Genomic DNA, 15,448 nt, shown 5'->3' on the forward strand with positions numbered 1-15,448 from the left:
CGGCCATGGCAACCAACGAAAAGGACCTGTCACCGATACGCTGCGCCAATCCTGATTGCCGCGTCGCGACCGACGGTAAGTGCGTGGAAGGTTTTCCGGAGTTGGCAACCTGTCCACAGTATGGCAAGGACCCCATCGACAAGCTTTCGGTTGAGTCGAGCGTAGAGGTGTCCAAGGATGGGTTGAGCCTGCCGCTTTCGACCACGCTCGATGTCAGAGAGGCAAACGAGCTTTTTGCTGACCGACTTACCAATCTGATCGCAATTATCGGCCCACATGAAGCCGGCAAGACCAGCTTGATAGCGGGTTTGTACGATTTGTTCCAAGGCGGCCCCGTTGGCGATATAGCATTCGCAACATCGAATACTTTGCACTCCTTTGAACAGATATGTCACGACTCCCGAGCCGCATCGCGGAGGAAAACGCCTCACATTGAACGGACTAACCGTGGGGAGGTGCGGTTCTATCATTTGGAGTTAGTCGATCAACTCGCTGGTGCGAGGGCAGTTATGCTACTGGCCGACAGAGCTGGCGAGGAATACTCGGACACAAGAGAAGACCCTGATTCTGCCGTAGGGCTCCCCGAGCTGTCGCGAGCCGACACCATAACTATGTTGGTCGACGGGGCAAAGCTGCTCGACAGCGGTCATCGCCACAACGTTCGCTCTGAGGTCAGGCTGACGCTGCAGGCATTTTTAGATGCGGGAGTCATCCGCCCTTGGCAGAGGCTCGCAGTGGTCCTTACAAAGATTGATGCCATACACAGCAGTGGGAATGGCCGCGCCCAAGCTTTGGAATACTTCGCGAGTATCGTCCAGGCGGTCACAGAAAATTTTGGCGGTTATTTCGCAAATATCAGCTCCTTTCAGGTTGCTGCCTCACCGGCGTCTGGAGGCGCCAAGCGAGGAGAGGGCTTGCTTGAGCTTTTAAAATTTTGGTTAGCACCTGGACTGCGCTACGAGCCCAAAGAGGTCCGGCGGATTGACATCCTGCCGAGCCGAGCATTTGGCCGCCTGCAATTTGCAAGTGCGGGGACGAATTAGCATGAGCGGGAAATCGTTGGCGGTGCTCGGTCTGCCCGGATCGGGCAAGACTACGTTTCTCGCCGCTCTGTGGCACGTTGTCACTGAGCGAGAAATAGACGTAAAACTAAAATTCGTGACGTTGCGTGCTGGAAATTCTGCTCACCTCGTCAAGATCGCTGAACGTTGGCGGCAGGCGAAAAGCCAAGAAAGGACGGCCACAGACGGTGATCAACTGGTTTCGATGAGCCTTAAAGCGGAGAACCGAGACCCCGACGTCGTCGTATTCCCTGATCTAGCAGGTGAGTCCTTCCGCGATATGTGGGAGGAGCGACAATGCACTATGGAATTGGCAACGCACTTCGGCAGTGAAGGGATACTTCTATTTGTACATGCTGACAAGATCAACGCGCCTGGCTGGGTCGCTGATTTGAAGCAACAGTGCGAGGTACTTGGACTCAATTATGATCCCGATGGTGTAGTGCCATGGAATCCAAGACTGGCCCCTACTCAAGTGCAGCTAGTTGATTTGCTTCAAATGCTTCAGTCGGAACCTTTAGACATAGGGCCCAGGCGCCTGGCTATCATATTGTCCGCATGGGACAAGGTTCGAGCGGAACGTCGCTCGCCCGAAGACTATTTGAAGCAGGAGCTGCCCCTTTTATTTCAGTTCCTCAATTACGGATTAGATACAGAATGGTCTTGGCGCATCTATGGTGTAAGTGCTCAGGGGGGGGATTACGATGGTGACAAGAAGACCAGTCCGGACGCGGAGCCTCTGAGGAATATCGATTGTCCTTCCAAGCGCATAGCGGTTGTTTATGGGGGCGAGGAGTCGCATGACCTCACTGACCCGCTTTGCTGGGTTCTGGGGTCGTAAATTCTGTGATAACCAAAGTTCATCAAGCTCTACACGGCTACTCGGACGGGCACCGCCAACTTGTGTCGTCCCTCCAGCTTGGTGCAAGAGATGCGAAGCTTCTCCTCGTAATGAGCGACGTGTCAGGTCCTGGTGTAACGTCTGAGGGCATCAACTATATAACTGGCTACCCGTTACAGGAAGCCGGCGTGTACGCCCTCGCTATGACCTGGCCCGCGTCGGAAATGCCGAGGCCAGGATCCGTCTGGACACATACGCTGTTTATCAGCTTTGGTGACTTGGCCAGAATCACCCAACCATCGCAAATCGCATCGTATTTCAAGCGACCGGAAAAATATAATCTTCATCCATACAGCCAATCGATATCTATCAACTTCGGCGAAGATAGGGATGAGGAGAAGCTGGGTGAAGCTGAGCTCGTGTGGCTTAGGCAAGTCTTGTACGCACTATACGGAGCCCCTCGGGATCGCATCTTGGCGCGCCGCCCTCCATCTTTGGATGCGGATCGGCTAGTACTTAGGTCTTGGGATCAACAGTGGCCACGCTTGCGTCGCACATTTCGCTTTTGTACTTTGACGTCAAAGGATCGCTCCTTGGACAGCGCAATCTTCGACCTTCAGCTCGTGTCGACCAATGGTCCCATTGGTCGTACAAGGTTGCCCGGAACTTTAGATGTATCCGATATTGCTGTGTTTCCCACTGACGAATGGTTGAGCGGCCTTGTCGCTGACGTTGATGATCCAAATGTCACGGGTCTGAGGGATCTGCTAAGACTCTTGGGAACGGACATTCTTGGAGGGCGCGAGGTCATGCGCCCTCTCTGTCAGTTCCGCAACATTTTGGATCGAAGCCCGTGGGAAGGTGCTCTTGATGACGCTATCTCGTTTATCACCAAAGACTCGTCTCTAGGCACGTCTAAACTCGCCAAGCGTCATATTGCGGACACTGCGCTTGGGCATCCTCGCTCGATCAGCGAGCGAGCCATGCGATTTCTTCTGGATCATCTTTCGCTTGTTGATGATAAGACCCTTTTCCGGAAAAAGGATGCTCTTGGTCATGCGCTCTGGGAGCGCCACCCGGCGCTGCTGTTTGAATTGTTGGATGGTGATAGCGAGTTACAACCTTTCGCTTATCAGATCGTCGGCGAGCTTCCAGTGGACGAGCTCGTGTGCCGATGGCCTTCTGATGAAGAGACTCAAGAAAGGGTTCTCCGATTACGCCAAGACGTGGTTACCGAGCCCGCGTTTTGGTCGGCGATAGAAGTTTGGCCAAAAGCACTTAACGGGCTCGGAGCGGAGCTCAAAAGCGCGGCCGCTACCGCAATGGTGCAGGGTTTAGAGAATGAGCAGCTTATAGCTGCTGGAATGAAGGCGATAGGTGAGCTCGCTTCCTTAAAGGCGCTCGAAATTCTTGTTGCGGCCAGCACACCAGTGAAGTCTGCCCGAACTTGGGTGAGGGCTGCCTGCAAGAACCTCTCTGCCGTTGCTATGTTTCTTAGCGAATCCGTGATGACGTCCGGATTCGTGCTCCAATCTATTGCGTACGAATTGCCGACCGATGCCGTACCGAACGCCTCCGGCCAGGACCCTTGGGTCCAGGCCCTGTCGAGACTCCGACAAAGCGAGAATGCTCTGCCCGTTCAGTTATGCGCGTACGGTTTTCGTCGTGCATTGGGCCGGAGCTCACGAAGTAAGGAAGAGCTGTTTCAGCTGACTTTTGAGCAGCTGCATGGTGCCGCGCGCAATTCTGAACTGGGCGAACCCGATTGGGAGCTGATAGAGAATCTCCTTCCATGGGCCTCCGCAGATCTACGCTGGGATCGTTGCCTTCGTATTAGAAAGGCCTTAGCTAACGCCTACGTGGCACGCCATCTCTGGGCAGGAGCATTCGCTTGGGTCGCCGAGTCAGAAGATCTATTTCAGCTCGTGTTGAAAGAGGTTGTTGACGAATGGGGAGGGCAACGTTTCCTGCGCGAAGTGCAAGCCTCACTACGCAACAAACAAGATGACTTCAGCAAACAACGCCGTCGTCTTATACGCGAGTTTTTGAAATCGACGGAGCGAAGTTAGTGAGGCTCGCCGCTGGGAATAACCGGCGTAGAAGCGCCGACAACGAAAAACCCAACGACTGTCGGCGCGATCGAGAAGACACGCCCGCGCCGGACCTCGGGCTGTGACCACGCAACCACGACTCGACTAGCCCGGCCTTCCGCAACGCGCCTAATGGCGCAGCGTGCGCGCCATGACGTCGCCGGCAAAGGCCAACGCCACGAACCACAGGCATAGCGCGCAAATACCCGTCCAACCCGCCATGGCCCATGCCACGCCGGCACCAGCGGCACCGACGCTGCCACCGACGAAGAACACGCCCACAAACAAACCGTTGAGCCGACTGCGCGCCTCGGGCATCAGCATGTTGACCGCGCGGCGGCCGATCGTCTGGTCACCCACGGCGCCGGCATCGATCATGATCGCGGCGAGGACGAGCAAACCTAACGCAAGGTATGGATGGGCGCGAATGTCGAACCCGAACCACCCGGCACCGGCGATGCCGGCGAGCACGATGCCGGCGAGCAGCACGACATGCGCGATGCGCATGCCCACCACGCCGTGGCCCATGTCGCCGGCACGACCTGCCAGTGGTGCGACCACCGTGCCGGCGACACCGGCCAGCGCGAAGGCCGCGGCAGCATTCGCACTCAAGGCGAACGGCGGTTGCACCAGCAGCACCGCCACACCGGTCCAGAACGCCGAAAACGCTGCCATCACAAAAGCCGCCGACACGGCATATCGCCGAAGCACGCGCTCGCGCTGCCACAAGGCCAAAAGCGACCGGATCAGCACGCCGTAGCTATGCCCAAAATCGGGCCGACGCTGCGGCAGCTTGAGCAGAAGCATCACCGCCACCAAGGCATCGAGTACGCCCATCAACACATAGAACGATCGCCAGCCAAAATGGCCCGCCACCGTGCTGGCGAGCGGGCGCGAAAACAAAATGCCCAGCATCACCCCGCTCATCACGCTACCGACGGCGCTGCCGCGATGATCGGGATGAGCCATGGAGGCGGCCAGCGGCACCAGCACCTGGATGGCGCACGACGTAGTACCGGCCACGCACGCGGCGAGCAGAAACACGGACGCATTCGGCGCGAGGCCTGCCAGCGCCAGCATCACCGCACAGACGAAGAGTGTGCTTACCGTCAGGCGACGGTTCTCCGTGAGATCCGCCAGCGGCACTAGAAACACCATGCCTACCGCATAGCCCAGCTGGGGCAGCGTGGCCACCAGACCCGATAGCGCGGGCGGAATACCCAGGCTGTGCGCGATGGGCGCAGTCAGCGGCTGGGCGGCGGAGAGGTTCACGATCATCACGCTGACGGCGAACGCGAATAGCAGCGTCATGCCAGGTGTGAGAGGGACAACCTGTTCGACGGGGGCGGGAGCGGTGAGTACGGCGTTGGCATCGGTAGACATGAGCGGCATTTGCGGCGACGAGGGCGCTGAGGTTAAATACCCCGGGCCCATGCAGCAATTGAATAATAATCATAAAGACTATGTGCAAATCACATATCTGAGAGTCGCCGATGAATACCCATGATTTGACCGCCTTCATCGCCGTGGTAGATGCGGGCTCCATCGTGCAGGCAGCCAACCGCTTGCATCTGACCCAGCCGGCCGTTACGCGTCGCGTGCAGTCACTGGAGGCCTTGCTCGGCGTCGAGCTGCTAGACCGGCAATCCAAACCGCTGCGGCCGTCGTCGGCAGGTAGAGAGGTCTACGCCAAGGGACGTCAGCTGTTACGCGCCGAAAGCGAATTGATGGCAGCGGTCAACCCGGCCGTGGAGCCGGAGGGCGAATTGCGGCTCGGCATGGCGCCGTATCTCGCGGACATGATGCTGGCCACGCCGGTCGACAGGCTGCGCGAGGCCTTCCCGCGGCTGGCACTGCGCATCCAGACCAGTTGGTCGCCAACGCTGACCGCATCGCTGGAGGGCGACCAACTCGATGCCGCCGTGGTCGGTTACGCCAACGGTGCTACGCCACCCGCCTCGTTTATCGCGACCTCACTCGCATCGCAGCCGATTCGCATCGTCGCCGCGCCTTCCCTGGGGTTGCCAGCGAAGCTTGACGTGCGCGGCCTGGCGGGCTTCTCCTGGGTGCTCAGCCAGAGCGGTTGCGGCATGCGCTCGGCACTGCGCAGCGCGCTGGGTATCGCCGGCATACCGTTCGACGTCACGGTCGAAGCGACGGGCTCGGAATTGCAGTTGTCGCTGGTGGCGCGCGGCGCCGGCCTGGGCATGGTCACCGCCGAACTGCTCGAACGCAGCGCCTATCGGCATCGGCTCAAGGTCCTCACCGTGGCCGATTTCCGACCCGAAATCGTTGCGTGGCTGGTGCACCGCCCCCTGCCCCCAAGGCTGGTAGCGCCCGTCGCACTCTTGCTCGAGGAGTTACAAAAACTACCGATGGCACGACCGGCAAAAAAGCGACGCGCTTAGCGCTTGCACAAGATCAGATGAGTGTTTCGACGCGCATGCATCGACACTTGATCTGCATCAAACGCTTGATTATCGAACGCCGACGGTTGTGGATGACGAAGTCATGAGTGCTTAATTTAATTAACATGTCCGAAAAAGCCGGGCCACCTCAACCTGACCCTGTTTTTTCGCGAAGCGCCGTAGCGGTCAACTCAAAAAACGACCGCTGCGGGTCCCACGCTACTTCCGGTGCCGGGGATATTTTTTTGGCCGGACCAGGCCTTGGGATTTAAGGGATCCGAAGTCGTTGCGCACCAAAGCGACGTATCGCCCGACACGCCTTTCCACGCCATAAAAAGCTCGCCTTGATAGACGGCAAGACTCGGGCCGTGAGATGTACCGAATCCGCCGGTCTGCGCCACGGGTGCCCAAGAATCCGTCGCGGCATTGTAAACCGACGCATGGATGCCGTCGTCATTCGTGCCACCTTTGAAGCATATGACCGGAACGCCGTTAAAAATGGTCATCGCCGGCGCAATCGTTGAAGCTGCTCCAGGTATCCCTTTGTTCCCCTGCCAGTGAAGGCCATCTTGAGACGTTGCGTAGTAGAGATTATCGTTGCTGCCTTCGCCACGCCAGACCATCAACAGCGTGCCAGAAAAATTAACGATCGCTGGCGTCGAGCCCGATTGGATCGGTTGGCCGCTATTCTCGAGCTCCGTCAGGAATTGTGACGACCAGACGTTGAAGCTCTGGCTGTAGTTACTGCACCAAATACGCGTGTCGCTGCCGTCCCCATTCCAGACCATAAGTGCGCCATTGCCCCAGGGCGCGAGTGCAGGTGCCCAGGACGTTGCGGTCCCAGGGACCAACTGCGTTCCGATTAAGTTGGGCCAGCTTTGGCAATAGCCCGAACTCAAATTGTCACTATGTCCTGAACCCGGACCGGGGAGAATGACATCATCTGCAGCAGCCACAAGGATGCGATCTGACAAAGCAAGCAAAGCAGGTTTGCTAGAGCACAACACAGGTAGCGCTTGTTGCGGGCCAAGGGAAGTTTGTTCCGTACGGAAAACTTGTTGCGGCTGATCGAAGTCGGGCACCTGTGTTGAACAGCGTATGGTCCAAAGCGTCGTGTCATCGTCATCGGAACCCTTCCAAGCAAGATAGAGGTTTGGCATTGATCAGCACTCCGGCTAAGTTTGCGTGATTAAACCCTCTACCCCATCTTTAAGATGGAACCATGATTTGATCCTATCTGTGATGCGACCCACAAAATCGATTATTTGGTCTGCATAATCGACTCAAAAGTCGCGCGCCGGGATCACATTAACGGCTCGCCCCTTTCGTTCTAGTAGTGATGCGCTCAGTTTCTTTAGAACATCAAACGCGCCGGACGAGCCGCCGGAGAAACGTAGCCACAGCCGATAGCCGCCCTTTGACTCGACTGCTTTCAATTTAATCATTGTCGGCTCCCGGAATTCGGCTCAACAATTCGATGTATCTCGGGTTTCCTTGGGTCTTCCCCGCGAGCACCCGCCACTCACCCTGCCCTCTCTCCCAAAAAGGGGACTGCCGCCCGAAGGGGAGAGGGTTCAAGCTGGCTTTACATGTTGCGGCGGTATTCGCCGCCCACGTCGTACAGCGCGTGCGAGATCTGGCCCAGCGAGTTGTACTTCACCGCCTCGATCAGCTGCTCGAACACGTTGCGGCGATCGCGCGCCGTCCCCTGCAACACCTTGAGGCTATCGGATGCCAGCGCGTTGCGCGCTTCGCCGTAGCGTTTGACGTTGGCGATCTGGGCGCCCTTCTCTTCTTCGGTCGAACGGATGAGTTCGATCTCGGTGGCGATTTCGCCGCCGTGATCCTTCGGCAGGAAGGTGTTGACGCCGATGAGTGGCAGCGAGCCGTCGTGCTTTTTGTGCTCGTAGTACATCGACTCTTCCTGGATCTTGCCGCGCTGGTACATGGTATCCATGGCGCCGAGCACGCCGCCGCGCTCGCTGATCGCCTCGAACTCCTTGTACACGGCCTCTTCCACCAGGTCGGTGAGCGCGTCGACCACGTAGCTGCCCTGCCACGGGTTCTCGTTGAAGTTGAGGCCGAGCTCCTTGTTGATGATCATCTGGATGGCCACGGCACGGCGCACGCTTTCTTCGGTGGGCGTGGTGATGGCTTCGTCGTAGGCGTTGGTGTGCAAGCTGTTGCAGTTGTCGAACAGCGCGTACATGGCCTGCAGCGTAGTGCGGATATCGTTGAACTGGATCTCCTGCGCGTGCAGGGAGCGGCCTGAGGTCTGGATGTGGTACTTCATCATCTGGCTGCGTGCGCTGGCACCGTAGCGCTCGCGCATGGCGCGCGCCCAGATACGCCGGGCCACGCGGCCGATAACGGTGTACTCCGGGTCCATGCCGTTGGAGAAAAAGAAGCTGAGGTTGGGCGCGAAGTCGTCCACCTTCATGCCGCGCGCGAGGTAGTACTCGACGATGGTGAAGCCGTTGCTCAGGGTGAAGGCGAGCTGGCTGATCGGGTTGGCCCCGGCTTCGGCGATGTGATACCCGCTGATCGACACCGAGTAGAAGTTGCGCACCTTGTGGTCGACGAAATACTGCTGGATGTCGCCCATCATGCGCAGCGCGAATTCGGTGGAGAAGATGCAGGTGTTCTGCGCCTGGTCCTCTTTCAGAATGTCGGCCTGCACGGTGCCGCGCACGTTCTGCAAGGTGTGCTGCTTGATGCGTGCGTAGGTGTCGGCATCGACCAGCTCGTCGCCGGAGACGCCGAGCAGGCCCAACCCCAATCCATCGTTGCCTTTGGGCAGTTCGCCGAGGTACTGCGGGCGCTGCACGTGTTGATAGATGGCGGCGATTTTCTTTTCGGCATCGGCCCAGCGGGTGGGATCTTCGCGCAGGTATTTTTCGACGTTCTGGTCGATGGCGGTGTTCATGAACATCGCCAGGATCATCGGCGCGGGGCCGTTGATGGTCATGGAGACGGAGGTGCTGGGCGCGCTGAGGTCGAAGCCGGAGTAGAGCTTCTTCATGTCGTCGAGCGTGGCGATGTTGACGCCGGAGTTGCCGATCTTGCCGTAGATGTCCGGGCGCGGCGCCGGGTCTTCCCCGTACAGGGTGACCGAGTCGAACGCGGTGGACAGGCGCGTGGCCGCACCGCCCTGGCTCAGGTAATGGAAGCGGCGGTTGGTGCGCTCGGGCGTGCCTTCGCCGGCAAACATGCGGGTGGGATCTTCGCCGCTGCGGCGGTATGGATACACGCCACCGGTATAGGGGTAATGGCCGGGCAGATTTTCGCGGCCGAGAAAGCTGACGAGTTCGCCCCAGTCTTTCGATTTGGGCGGCGAGACTTTCGGAATTTTCTGGTGACTGAGCGACTCGCGATAGTTATCGACGCGGATCACTTTGTCGCGCACGGTGTACTCGTTGAACTCGACGGTCACGGATTCGAACAGCGCCGGCCATGCGCGCAGTTGTTCGATCGCCTCCTTGCTGAGTTCGCCCAGCGCGGCGTTGTAGCGCTGGCGCAAGGTGAGCAGGCTGCGGTCGACCGCTTGGCTGTCGTTGCCGATATGCGACAACAAATCCGTGGAGTGGTAGAGGTCGAGCGCGTGCGGTAGTTTGCTGTCGCCGAGTTCTTTCAGTGACTCGTAGTAGTGCTGCGCCTTGCTGGCAAACTCGGCCTGCTTCTGGATGCCGGCGTTGATGCTGCGGCCCTGCTCCGCGATTTCCGCCAGATAACGCACGCGTTGGCCGGGAATGAGCACGGTGGCGCGCGGTTCTTTCAGCGTGGTGTCGAGCTGCGGCGACCACTTGTCGGCCGGCAGCTTGAGCTTGTCGCGCATCAGCCGGCACAGGTTGGCGAACATCCAGGTGACGCCGGGATCGTTGAACTGGCTGGCGATGGTGGGATACACCGGCACCTCGTCGTCCTTCAAGGCGAAGGCGGTGCGGTTACGCTTCCACTGCTTGCGCACGTCGCGCAGCGCGTCTTCCGCGCCGCGCTTGTCGAACTTGTTGAGCACGATGAGCTCGGCGTAATCGATCATGTCGATTTTTTCGAGCTGGCTGGCGGCGCCGTATTCGCTGGTCATCACGTAGACGGGAAAGTCGACCAGGTCGACGATTTCCGAATCGCTCTGGCCGATGCCGGCGGTCTCGACAATGACGAGGTCGTACGGCTGGCTCTTCAGAAAATCGATGCAGTCGTGCAGCACGATGCTGGTCGCCGCGTGCTGGCGGCGCGTGGCCATGGAGCGCATGTAGACGCGCGGGCTGCGCAGCGAATTCATGCGGATGCGATCGCCGAGCAAGGCACCACCCGAACGACGACGAGTGGGATCGACCGCCAGCACGGCGATGCGCATCTGCGGAAACGCGTGCAGAAAACGCAGCAGCAGTTCGTCCACCACGCTGGACTTGCCGGCACCGCCGGTGCCGGTGAGGCCGAGCACGGGCGTCTGCTTGCCGGCCAGCGCCCACTGCTTGCGCAGCAGCGCGAGGTCGGTGTCGGCCAGCTTGCCCTCCTCGATGGCCGAGAGCATGTGGCCGATGGAAATTTCGTCGTCGATATCGACCTTGGGTACGGCAGCGACTTCACTCTGCGCGCGCTCGGCAGCACCGGTGCCGGCGCGCGCCATGACGTCTTCGATCATCTCGGTGAGGCCGAGCTTCATACCGTCATTCGGGTGATAGATACGCTCGACGCCGTAGGCCTGCAGCTCCTTGATTTCTTCCGGCGTGATGGTGCCGCCGCCACCGCCGAACACGCGCACATGGCCAGCGCCGCGCTCGCGCAGCATGTCGACCATGTATTTGAAGTATTCGACGTGGCCGCCCTGGTAGGACGACAGCGCGATGGCGTCGGCATCCTCCTGCAGCGCCGCGCGCACCACGTCTTCCACCGAGCGGTTGTGGCCGAGGTGGATCACTTCAGCGCCCTGCGCCTGGATGATGCGGCGCATGATGTTGATCGCCGCATCGTGGCCGTCGAACAGGCTGGCGGCGGTAACAAAGCGCAGCGGCGTGGACTCGGCCTGCGTGTCGCTGGCGGGAACGTGCTTGGCAGGCGTACTCATGGCGCAACTCCGACTCAAACGACTAGACCGGCCATTCTAGTGGGGTTCGTGCGCCCACTCTGGTGCACTGCAGCGGACGGGTACGACCGCGTTGTCTGGATGCCGGTCGTCTAGATGCCGTAAGCGAGATTGGGGCTGCCGACGATGCGATCGCCGACGTTTTCGCCACGCACGAAAGCCAGTGATGCATCGATCACTTCCGGCGCATCCACCACGCGATGGTGCCCCAGGCCCTGGGTGCTGAGCAGGCGCGCACTGGACCAGTGGCTGGCGCAGCGTTCGCCCTCCTCCCATGGCACGTCTTCGTCGCCGAGGTCGTGCACGATCAGTCCGGGCTGGCCCAAGGCGGCCAGATGCCGATGGGTTTGCAGATCCTGCGGATGCACACCGGTTTTCTGCTGATGCCAGGCAAAAAATGGCTCGCGCAGGTGTGGACCCAGATGCACCATCTCCATAAAGCGATCGGTAGCGGCAACCATGTCGGCGACGGGTGCCAACAGAATCATCCGATGCGCGCGCCATTGGTGATCCTGTGCCATCACCAGCGCAGCGGCGCCCAGTGAATGACCCACAGCCAGCGCGGCCGGACCGAAGCAGCGGCCGATCTCGTTGGTGGTTTCAACGAAATTCGGCAGCGTGCAGTATTGCCCGTCGCTGAGTCCATGACCGGGCTGATCGAAGGTGATGACTGCATAACCCAGGGCGCGCAGATGCGGTATCCATGACAGATAGCGCAAGCCGAAGCTGGACCAGCCGTGCACCAGCAGCGCATAAGGCTGGGTACTGGGGTCGCCCCAGATGTAGGTCACGACGCGCTGGCCATGCAGAAAGATTTCGCCGCGTCGCATGTCCGGATCAGGCTTGGCCGCGAGCGCGCGGCGATGGCTGCTGGCATAGGGCGTGGAGAAAAGTTTGGCCGCGCGATCGAGCGTTCGATGCGGCATGAGCCGACTGCCGAGCGCAAAGCCGGCGCGTACCGAACTCATCTTGAAGCTATGGCTGGCGGTGTGCGAGGAGGAAACGGGAGTGACAGCGGATGGATAAGGCATGGCGTTGCTCCGTTGGATTGGAAAGAGGCCGGGCCAGACACTGAAATCAACGTACGCGTGCTGGCGTATGACGTTGCTTGTTGCGTTGCAGCATAACCATAACGCATCCGACACGGCTTGGGGAAACGCCAATCGGGTATCGACTCCGGGAAAATTTCGTGGCGCGGCAGGTCTGCTGTTCCCCCGGCTCGAACCTGAACGAGCCGATCGCAAGAAGTCAACAGAGGCCGTGGCGCGGCGTTACTGTCATTGCAAGCCGCATGGTGCGGCCGGGAGATCAACGATGAAAAGCATGCCTCTCAAGCTGGCCCTGCTCGCCGGACTCGGCTTGGCGTTCGCCGGTGCAACGGCCTACGCACCACCCGCTTCGGCACAGGTTTACGTGACCACGCGAATTGGCGTTGCGCCGCCGCCGCCCCGTTTCGAGCGCGTGCCGCCGCCGCGCTATGGCTACGTCTGGGCGCCCGGTTACTGGCGCTGGGACGGTCGCCTGCGTCGCCACGTCTGGGCTGGTGGTTATTGGGTGCGTGGTCGCCCGGGATACAACTGGCGTCCGGCCTATTGGGACCATGGCCGTGACGGCTGGCGTTTCCGCAACGGTTATTGGGCGCGCTGAACGCGCAACAACCTGCGATCAGCGGACGGGTGTCGAGAAAGCCGCCGTCCGCTGACACTAGGCGCACCACGCAACTTTACATTTCTCAACCCAAACCCAAGGAAAGCATTCGACCATGTCCATTCGTCTTATTGCAGTCACGTCGTTAATCGTCGCAGCTGCGTTAGCCAGCGGTTGCGTGGAGGAGCGGGTGGTGCATGACCGCCCGGTCTACGTGCAGCAGCAACAGCCGGCGTACGTGGAAGTGGTCGCGCCGCGCCCACCACCGCCGGTTATCGTCGAGCAGGTTGGCCCGCGCCCAGGCTATATCTGGTCACATAGTTACTACCGCTGGGACGGCCGTCAGTACGTGACCGTGCGCGGTCACTGGGAAGTCGTACGCCAGGGTTACCACTATGTGCACCCGCATTGGGAACAGCACGGTGATGGCTGGCACTGGCGCGCCGGCGTGTGGATTGTCGGCTGAGATCGCCCGTAGCTGATTGATGTTGCTTGATGAAAACGCCCCGCCGATCGGGGCGTTTTCATTGGTGGGATGGGCACGATCTGTCTGTGTGCAGAGTGCCGCGATAAACTCCAGCGCCGTCATACTCTTCAATAATCCACCCTTTGGAATCGCACGCTATGGCCTATCGCGCACCCGCTCTTGTCACACTCGTCCTGGCGGCTGCACTTGCCGCCGGTTGTGCCGAGCAGCCATCGAACGGCCAACCGGTGGTGCACCGGCCGCTGTTTGAAAGCACGTACTCCCACGATCTGGTGTCGCCACGCGAGCCGCCGCCGTTTGTGATCGAGACCGTGCAGGAGCGCCGCGGCTATGTGTGGGCACACAGCTATTCCCGCTGGGATGGCCATGATTACGTGGCCGTACCCGGCCAATGGATACCGGCAAAACCCGACTACCGCTATGTCGACGCCACCTGGGAACGGCACCGGGACGGCTGGCACTTCAAGCCGGGATACTGGCTCCCACTGTGATCCTTGCATTCCCAGCCGGGTGACACACGCCAGATGATGCAGCGCGGTACCACCTCGATTGAGTGACGTATTAAACTTCGGCACCTGATTCCTCGCCCCGACCTCGGTCGGGGCGTTGAGTTTTCGGCTCGTTTATCCCCGACCACGCGGGCCACCTTCCGCTCTCGCTGTCTTCAGATGCCGCTCGACACCATCGACCCGGCACCGTCCTTCATGGAGTCAACCGTTCCAATGATCTTTGAAACCATCGCCAACACCGGTCACGAAGAAGTCGTGTTCTGCCAGAACAAGGACGCCGGCCTCAAGGCCATCATCGCGATTCACAACACGGTGCTGGGCCCTGCGCTCGGCGGCCTGCGCATGTGGCCATACAAGACCGAGCAGGAGGCCATCAACGATGTGCTGCGTCTGTCGCGCGGCATGACGTTCAAGAACGCGGTGGCCGGCCTGAATCTGGGCGGCGGCAAGGCAGTGATCATCGGCGACCCGAGCAAGGACAAATCCGAGGCGCTGTTCCGCGCGTTCGGCCGCTTCGTCAATTCGCTCAACGGCCGCTATATCACGGCCGAGGACGTCGGCATCGACGTCAACGACATGGAATACGTGTTCCGCGAAACCGAATACGTGACCGGCGTGCATCAGGTGCACGGCGGTTCGGGCGATCCGTCGCCATTCACCGCGTTCGGCACGCTGCAGGGCCTGATGGCCGCGCTGCAGTTCAAGTACGGCAACGAGGATGTGGGCAAGCACAGCTACGCCGTGCAGGGCTGCGGCCACGTCGGCATGGAGTTCATCAAGCTGTTGCGCGAACAGGGCGCCAAGGTGTTCGTCACCGACATCAACAAGGAGCTGGTGCAGCGCTGCGTCGACGAACTGGGCTGCGAAGCCGTTGGCCTGGACGAGATCTACGATGTCGACGCCGACGTGTATTCGCCGTGCGCGCTGGGCGGCACGATCAACGAGCAGACGATCGATCGGATCAAGGCGAAGGTGATCTGCGGCGCAGCCAACAACCAGCTGGCGACCGATGCGATTGGCGACGAGCTGTTCCGCCGTGGCGTGGTTTACGCGCCCGATTACGCGGTCAACGCGGGTGGCGTGATGAACATCTCGCTGGAAATCGATGGCTACAATCGCGAGCGTGCGATGCGCATGATGCGCACGATCTATTACAACCTCGGACGCATCTTCGAGATCAGCAAGACCGAAAACGTGCCGACCTACCTGGCCGCGGACCGTCTGGCCGAAGAGCGCATCAACGCGATCGGCAAGATCAAGCTGCCGCACATGGGCAACGGCAGCACACGCTTCCAGGGTCGCATGCGCGGTCAGTAAGC

General features: G+C 60.0%; 13 protein-coding genes. 8 read left to right on the forward strand and 5 right to left on the reverse strand.

The features are described from left to right. The first annotated feature begins 5 nt into the window (after positions 1-5). The 3 genes from HDE79_RS06995 to HDE79_RS07005 all read left to right on the forward strand — a co-directional run bounded on the left by HDE79_RS06995 (position 6) and on the right by HDE79_RS07005 (position 3,971). Positions 6-1,043 (forward strand): hypothetical protein, encoded by a 1,038-nt coding sequence (locus HDE79_RS06995; RefSeq protein ID WP_184601238.1) that lies wholly within the window; start codon positions 6-8, stop codon positions 1,041-1,043. Position 1,044: 1 nt separating this feature from the next. Then, positions 1,045-1,902, forward strand: coding sequence for an ATP-binding protein (locus tag HDE79_RS07000; protein ID WP_184601239.1), 858 nt, complete (start codon positions 1,045-1,047; stop codon positions 1,900-1,902). 593 nt (positions 1,903-2,495) lie between these two features. Further along, on the forward strand, positions 2,496-3,971 hold the full coding sequence (locus HDE79_RS07005) for a hypothetical protein (protein WP_184601240.1): 1,476 nt from the start codon (positions 2,496-2,498) through the stop codon (positions 3,969-3,971). 150 nt (positions 3,972-4,121) lie between these two features. Here HDE79_RS07005 and HDE79_RS07010 read toward each other — a convergent pair whose 3' ends face one another. Beyond that, positions 4,122-5,375 carry an MFS transporter gene (locus tag HDE79_RS07010; protein WP_184601241.1) on the reverse strand — a complete coding sequence of 418 codons (1,254 nt, stop codon included), beginning with the start codon at positions 5,373-5,375 and terminating at the stop codon, positions 4,122-4,124. A gap of 110 nt (positions 5,376-5,485) precedes the next feature. Between HDE79_RS07010 and HDE79_RS07015 the strand changes: the two genes are divergently transcribed. Then, on the forward strand, positions 5,486-6,400 hold the full coding sequence (locus tag HDE79_RS07015) for a LysR family transcriptional regulator (RefSeq protein ID WP_184601242.1): 915 nt from the start codon (positions 5,486-5,488) through the stop codon (positions 6,398-6,400). A gap of 191 nt (positions 6,401-6,591) precedes the next feature. Here HDE79_RS07015 and HDE79_RS07020 read toward each other — a convergent pair whose 3' ends face one another. The 4 genes from HDE79_RS07020 to HDE79_RS07035 form a co-directional block, all read right to left on the reverse strand. Then, positions 6,592-7,560 carry a hypothetical protein gene (locus HDE79_RS07020; RefSeq protein ID WP_184601243.1) on the reverse strand — a complete coding sequence of 323 codons (969 nt, stop codon included), beginning with the start codon at positions 7,558-7,560 and terminating at the stop codon, positions 6,592-6,594. A 123-nt stretch (positions 7,561-7,683) separates the two neighbouring features. Next, complete coding sequence (locus tag HDE79_RS07025; protein ID WP_184601244.1) at positions 7,684-7,845, reverse strand: hypothetical protein; 162 nt, start codon at positions 7,843-7,845, stop codon at positions 7,684-7,686. A 140-nt stretch (positions 7,846-7,985) separates the two neighbouring features. Continuing rightward, on the reverse strand, positions 7,986-11,468 hold the full coding sequence (locus HDE79_RS07030; RefSeq protein WP_184601245.1) for a methylmalonyl-CoA mutase family protein: 3,483 nt from the start codon (positions 11,466-11,468) through the stop codon (positions 7,986-7,988). A 110-nt stretch (positions 11,469-11,578) separates the two neighbouring features. After that, a complete protein-coding gene (locus HDE79_RS07035) occupies positions 11,579-12,517 on the reverse strand; it encodes an alpha/beta hydrolase (protein ID WP_255488318.1) in 939 nt (312 codons plus the stop codon). A 283-nt stretch (positions 12,518-12,800) separates the two neighbouring features. On the opposite strand from HDE79_RS07035, the gene HDE79_RS07040 reads away from it, so the two are divergent. The 4 genes from HDE79_RS07040 to HDE79_RS07055 all read left to right on the forward strand — a co-directional run bounded on the left by HDE79_RS07040 (position 12,801) and on the right by HDE79_RS07055 (position 15,446). Then, positions 12,801-13,133 carry a YXWGXW repeat-containing protein gene (locus tag HDE79_RS07040; RefSeq protein WP_184601246.1) on the forward strand — a complete coding sequence of 111 codons (333 nt, stop codon included), beginning with the start codon at positions 12,801-12,803 and terminating at the stop codon, positions 13,131-13,133. A gap of 115 nt (positions 13,134-13,248) precedes the next feature. Next, the gene (locus HDE79_RS07045; RefSeq protein ID WP_184601247.1) at positions 13,249-13,599 is read left to right on the forward strand and encodes a hypothetical protein; all 351 of its coding nucleotides are present in this window, start codon (positions 13,249-13,251) and stop codon (positions 13,597-13,599) included. Between the two features lie 158 nt (positions 13,600-13,757). Then, a complete protein-coding gene (locus HDE79_RS07050; protein ID WP_184601248.1) occupies positions 13,758-14,111 on the forward strand; it encodes a YXWGXW repeat-containing protein in 354 nt (117 codons plus the stop codon). Between the two features lie 231 nt (positions 14,112-14,342). Further along, positions 14,343-15,446, forward strand: coding sequence for a Glu/Leu/Phe/Val dehydrogenase (locus HDE79_RS07055; protein ID WP_184601249.1), 1,104 nt, complete (start codon positions 14,343-14,345; stop codon positions 15,444-15,446). Positions 15,447-15,448 lie beyond the last annotated feature (2 nt).

It is taken from the genome of Rhodanobacter sp. MP1X3 (assembly GCF_014207165.1).
GTDB lineage: Bacteria > Pseudomonadota > Gammaproteobacteria > Xanthomonadales > Rhodanobacteraceae > Rhodanobacter.

What these genes read in the sequence shown, in the direction of transcription:
- HDE79_RS06995 (WP_184601238.1), top strand. Translation starts at nt 6, where the DNA reads ATGGCAACCAACGAAAAGGACCTGTCACCGATACGCTGCGCCAATCCT.
- HDE79_RS07000 (WP_184601239.1), top strand. Translation starts at nt 1,045, where the DNA reads ATGAGCGGGAAATCGTTGGCGGTGCTCGGTCTGCCCGGATCGGGCAAG.
- HDE79_RS07010 (WP_184601241.1), bottom strand. Translation starts at nt 5,375, where the DNA reads ATGTCTACCGATGCCAACGCCGTACTCACCGCTCCCGCCCCCGTCGAA.
- HDE79_RS07015 (WP_184601242.1), top strand. Translation starts at nt 5,486, where the DNA reads ATGAATACCCATGATTTGACCGCCTTCATCGCCGTGGTAGATGCGGGC.
- HDE79_RS07020 (WP_184601243.1), bottom strand. Translation starts at nt 7,560, where the DNA reads ATGCCAAACCTCTATCTTGCTTGGAAGGGTTCCGATGACGATGACACG.
- HDE79_RS07025 (WP_184601244.1), bottom strand. Translation starts at nt 7,845, where the DNA reads ATGATTAAATTGAAAGCAGTCGAGTCAAAGGGCGGCTATCGGCTGTGG.
- HDE79_RS07030 (WP_184601245.1), bottom strand. Translation starts at nt 11,468, where the DNA reads ATGAGTACGCCTGCCAAGCACGTTCCCGCCAGCGACACGCAGGCCGAG.
- HDE79_RS07035 (WP_255488318.1), bottom strand. Translation starts at nt 12,517, where the DNA reads ATGCCTTATCCATCCGCTGTCACTCCCGTTTCCTCCTCGCACACCGCC.
- HDE79_RS07040 (WP_184601246.1), top strand. Translation starts at nt 12,801, where the DNA reads ATGAAAAGCATGCCTCTCAAGCTGGCCCTGCTCGCCGGACTCGGCTTG.
- HDE79_RS07045 (WP_184601247.1), top strand. Translation starts at nt 13,249, where the DNA reads ATGTCCATTCGTCTTATTGCAGTCACGTCGTTAATCGTCGCAGCTGCG.
- HDE79_RS07050 (WP_184601248.1), top strand. Translation starts at nt 13,758, where the DNA reads ATGGCCTATCGCGCACCCGCTCTTGTCACACTCGTCCTGGCGGCTGCA.
- HDE79_RS07055 (WP_184601249.1), top strand. Translation starts at nt 14,343, where the DNA reads ATGATCTTTGAAACCATCGCCAACACCGGTCACGAAGAAGTCGTGTTC.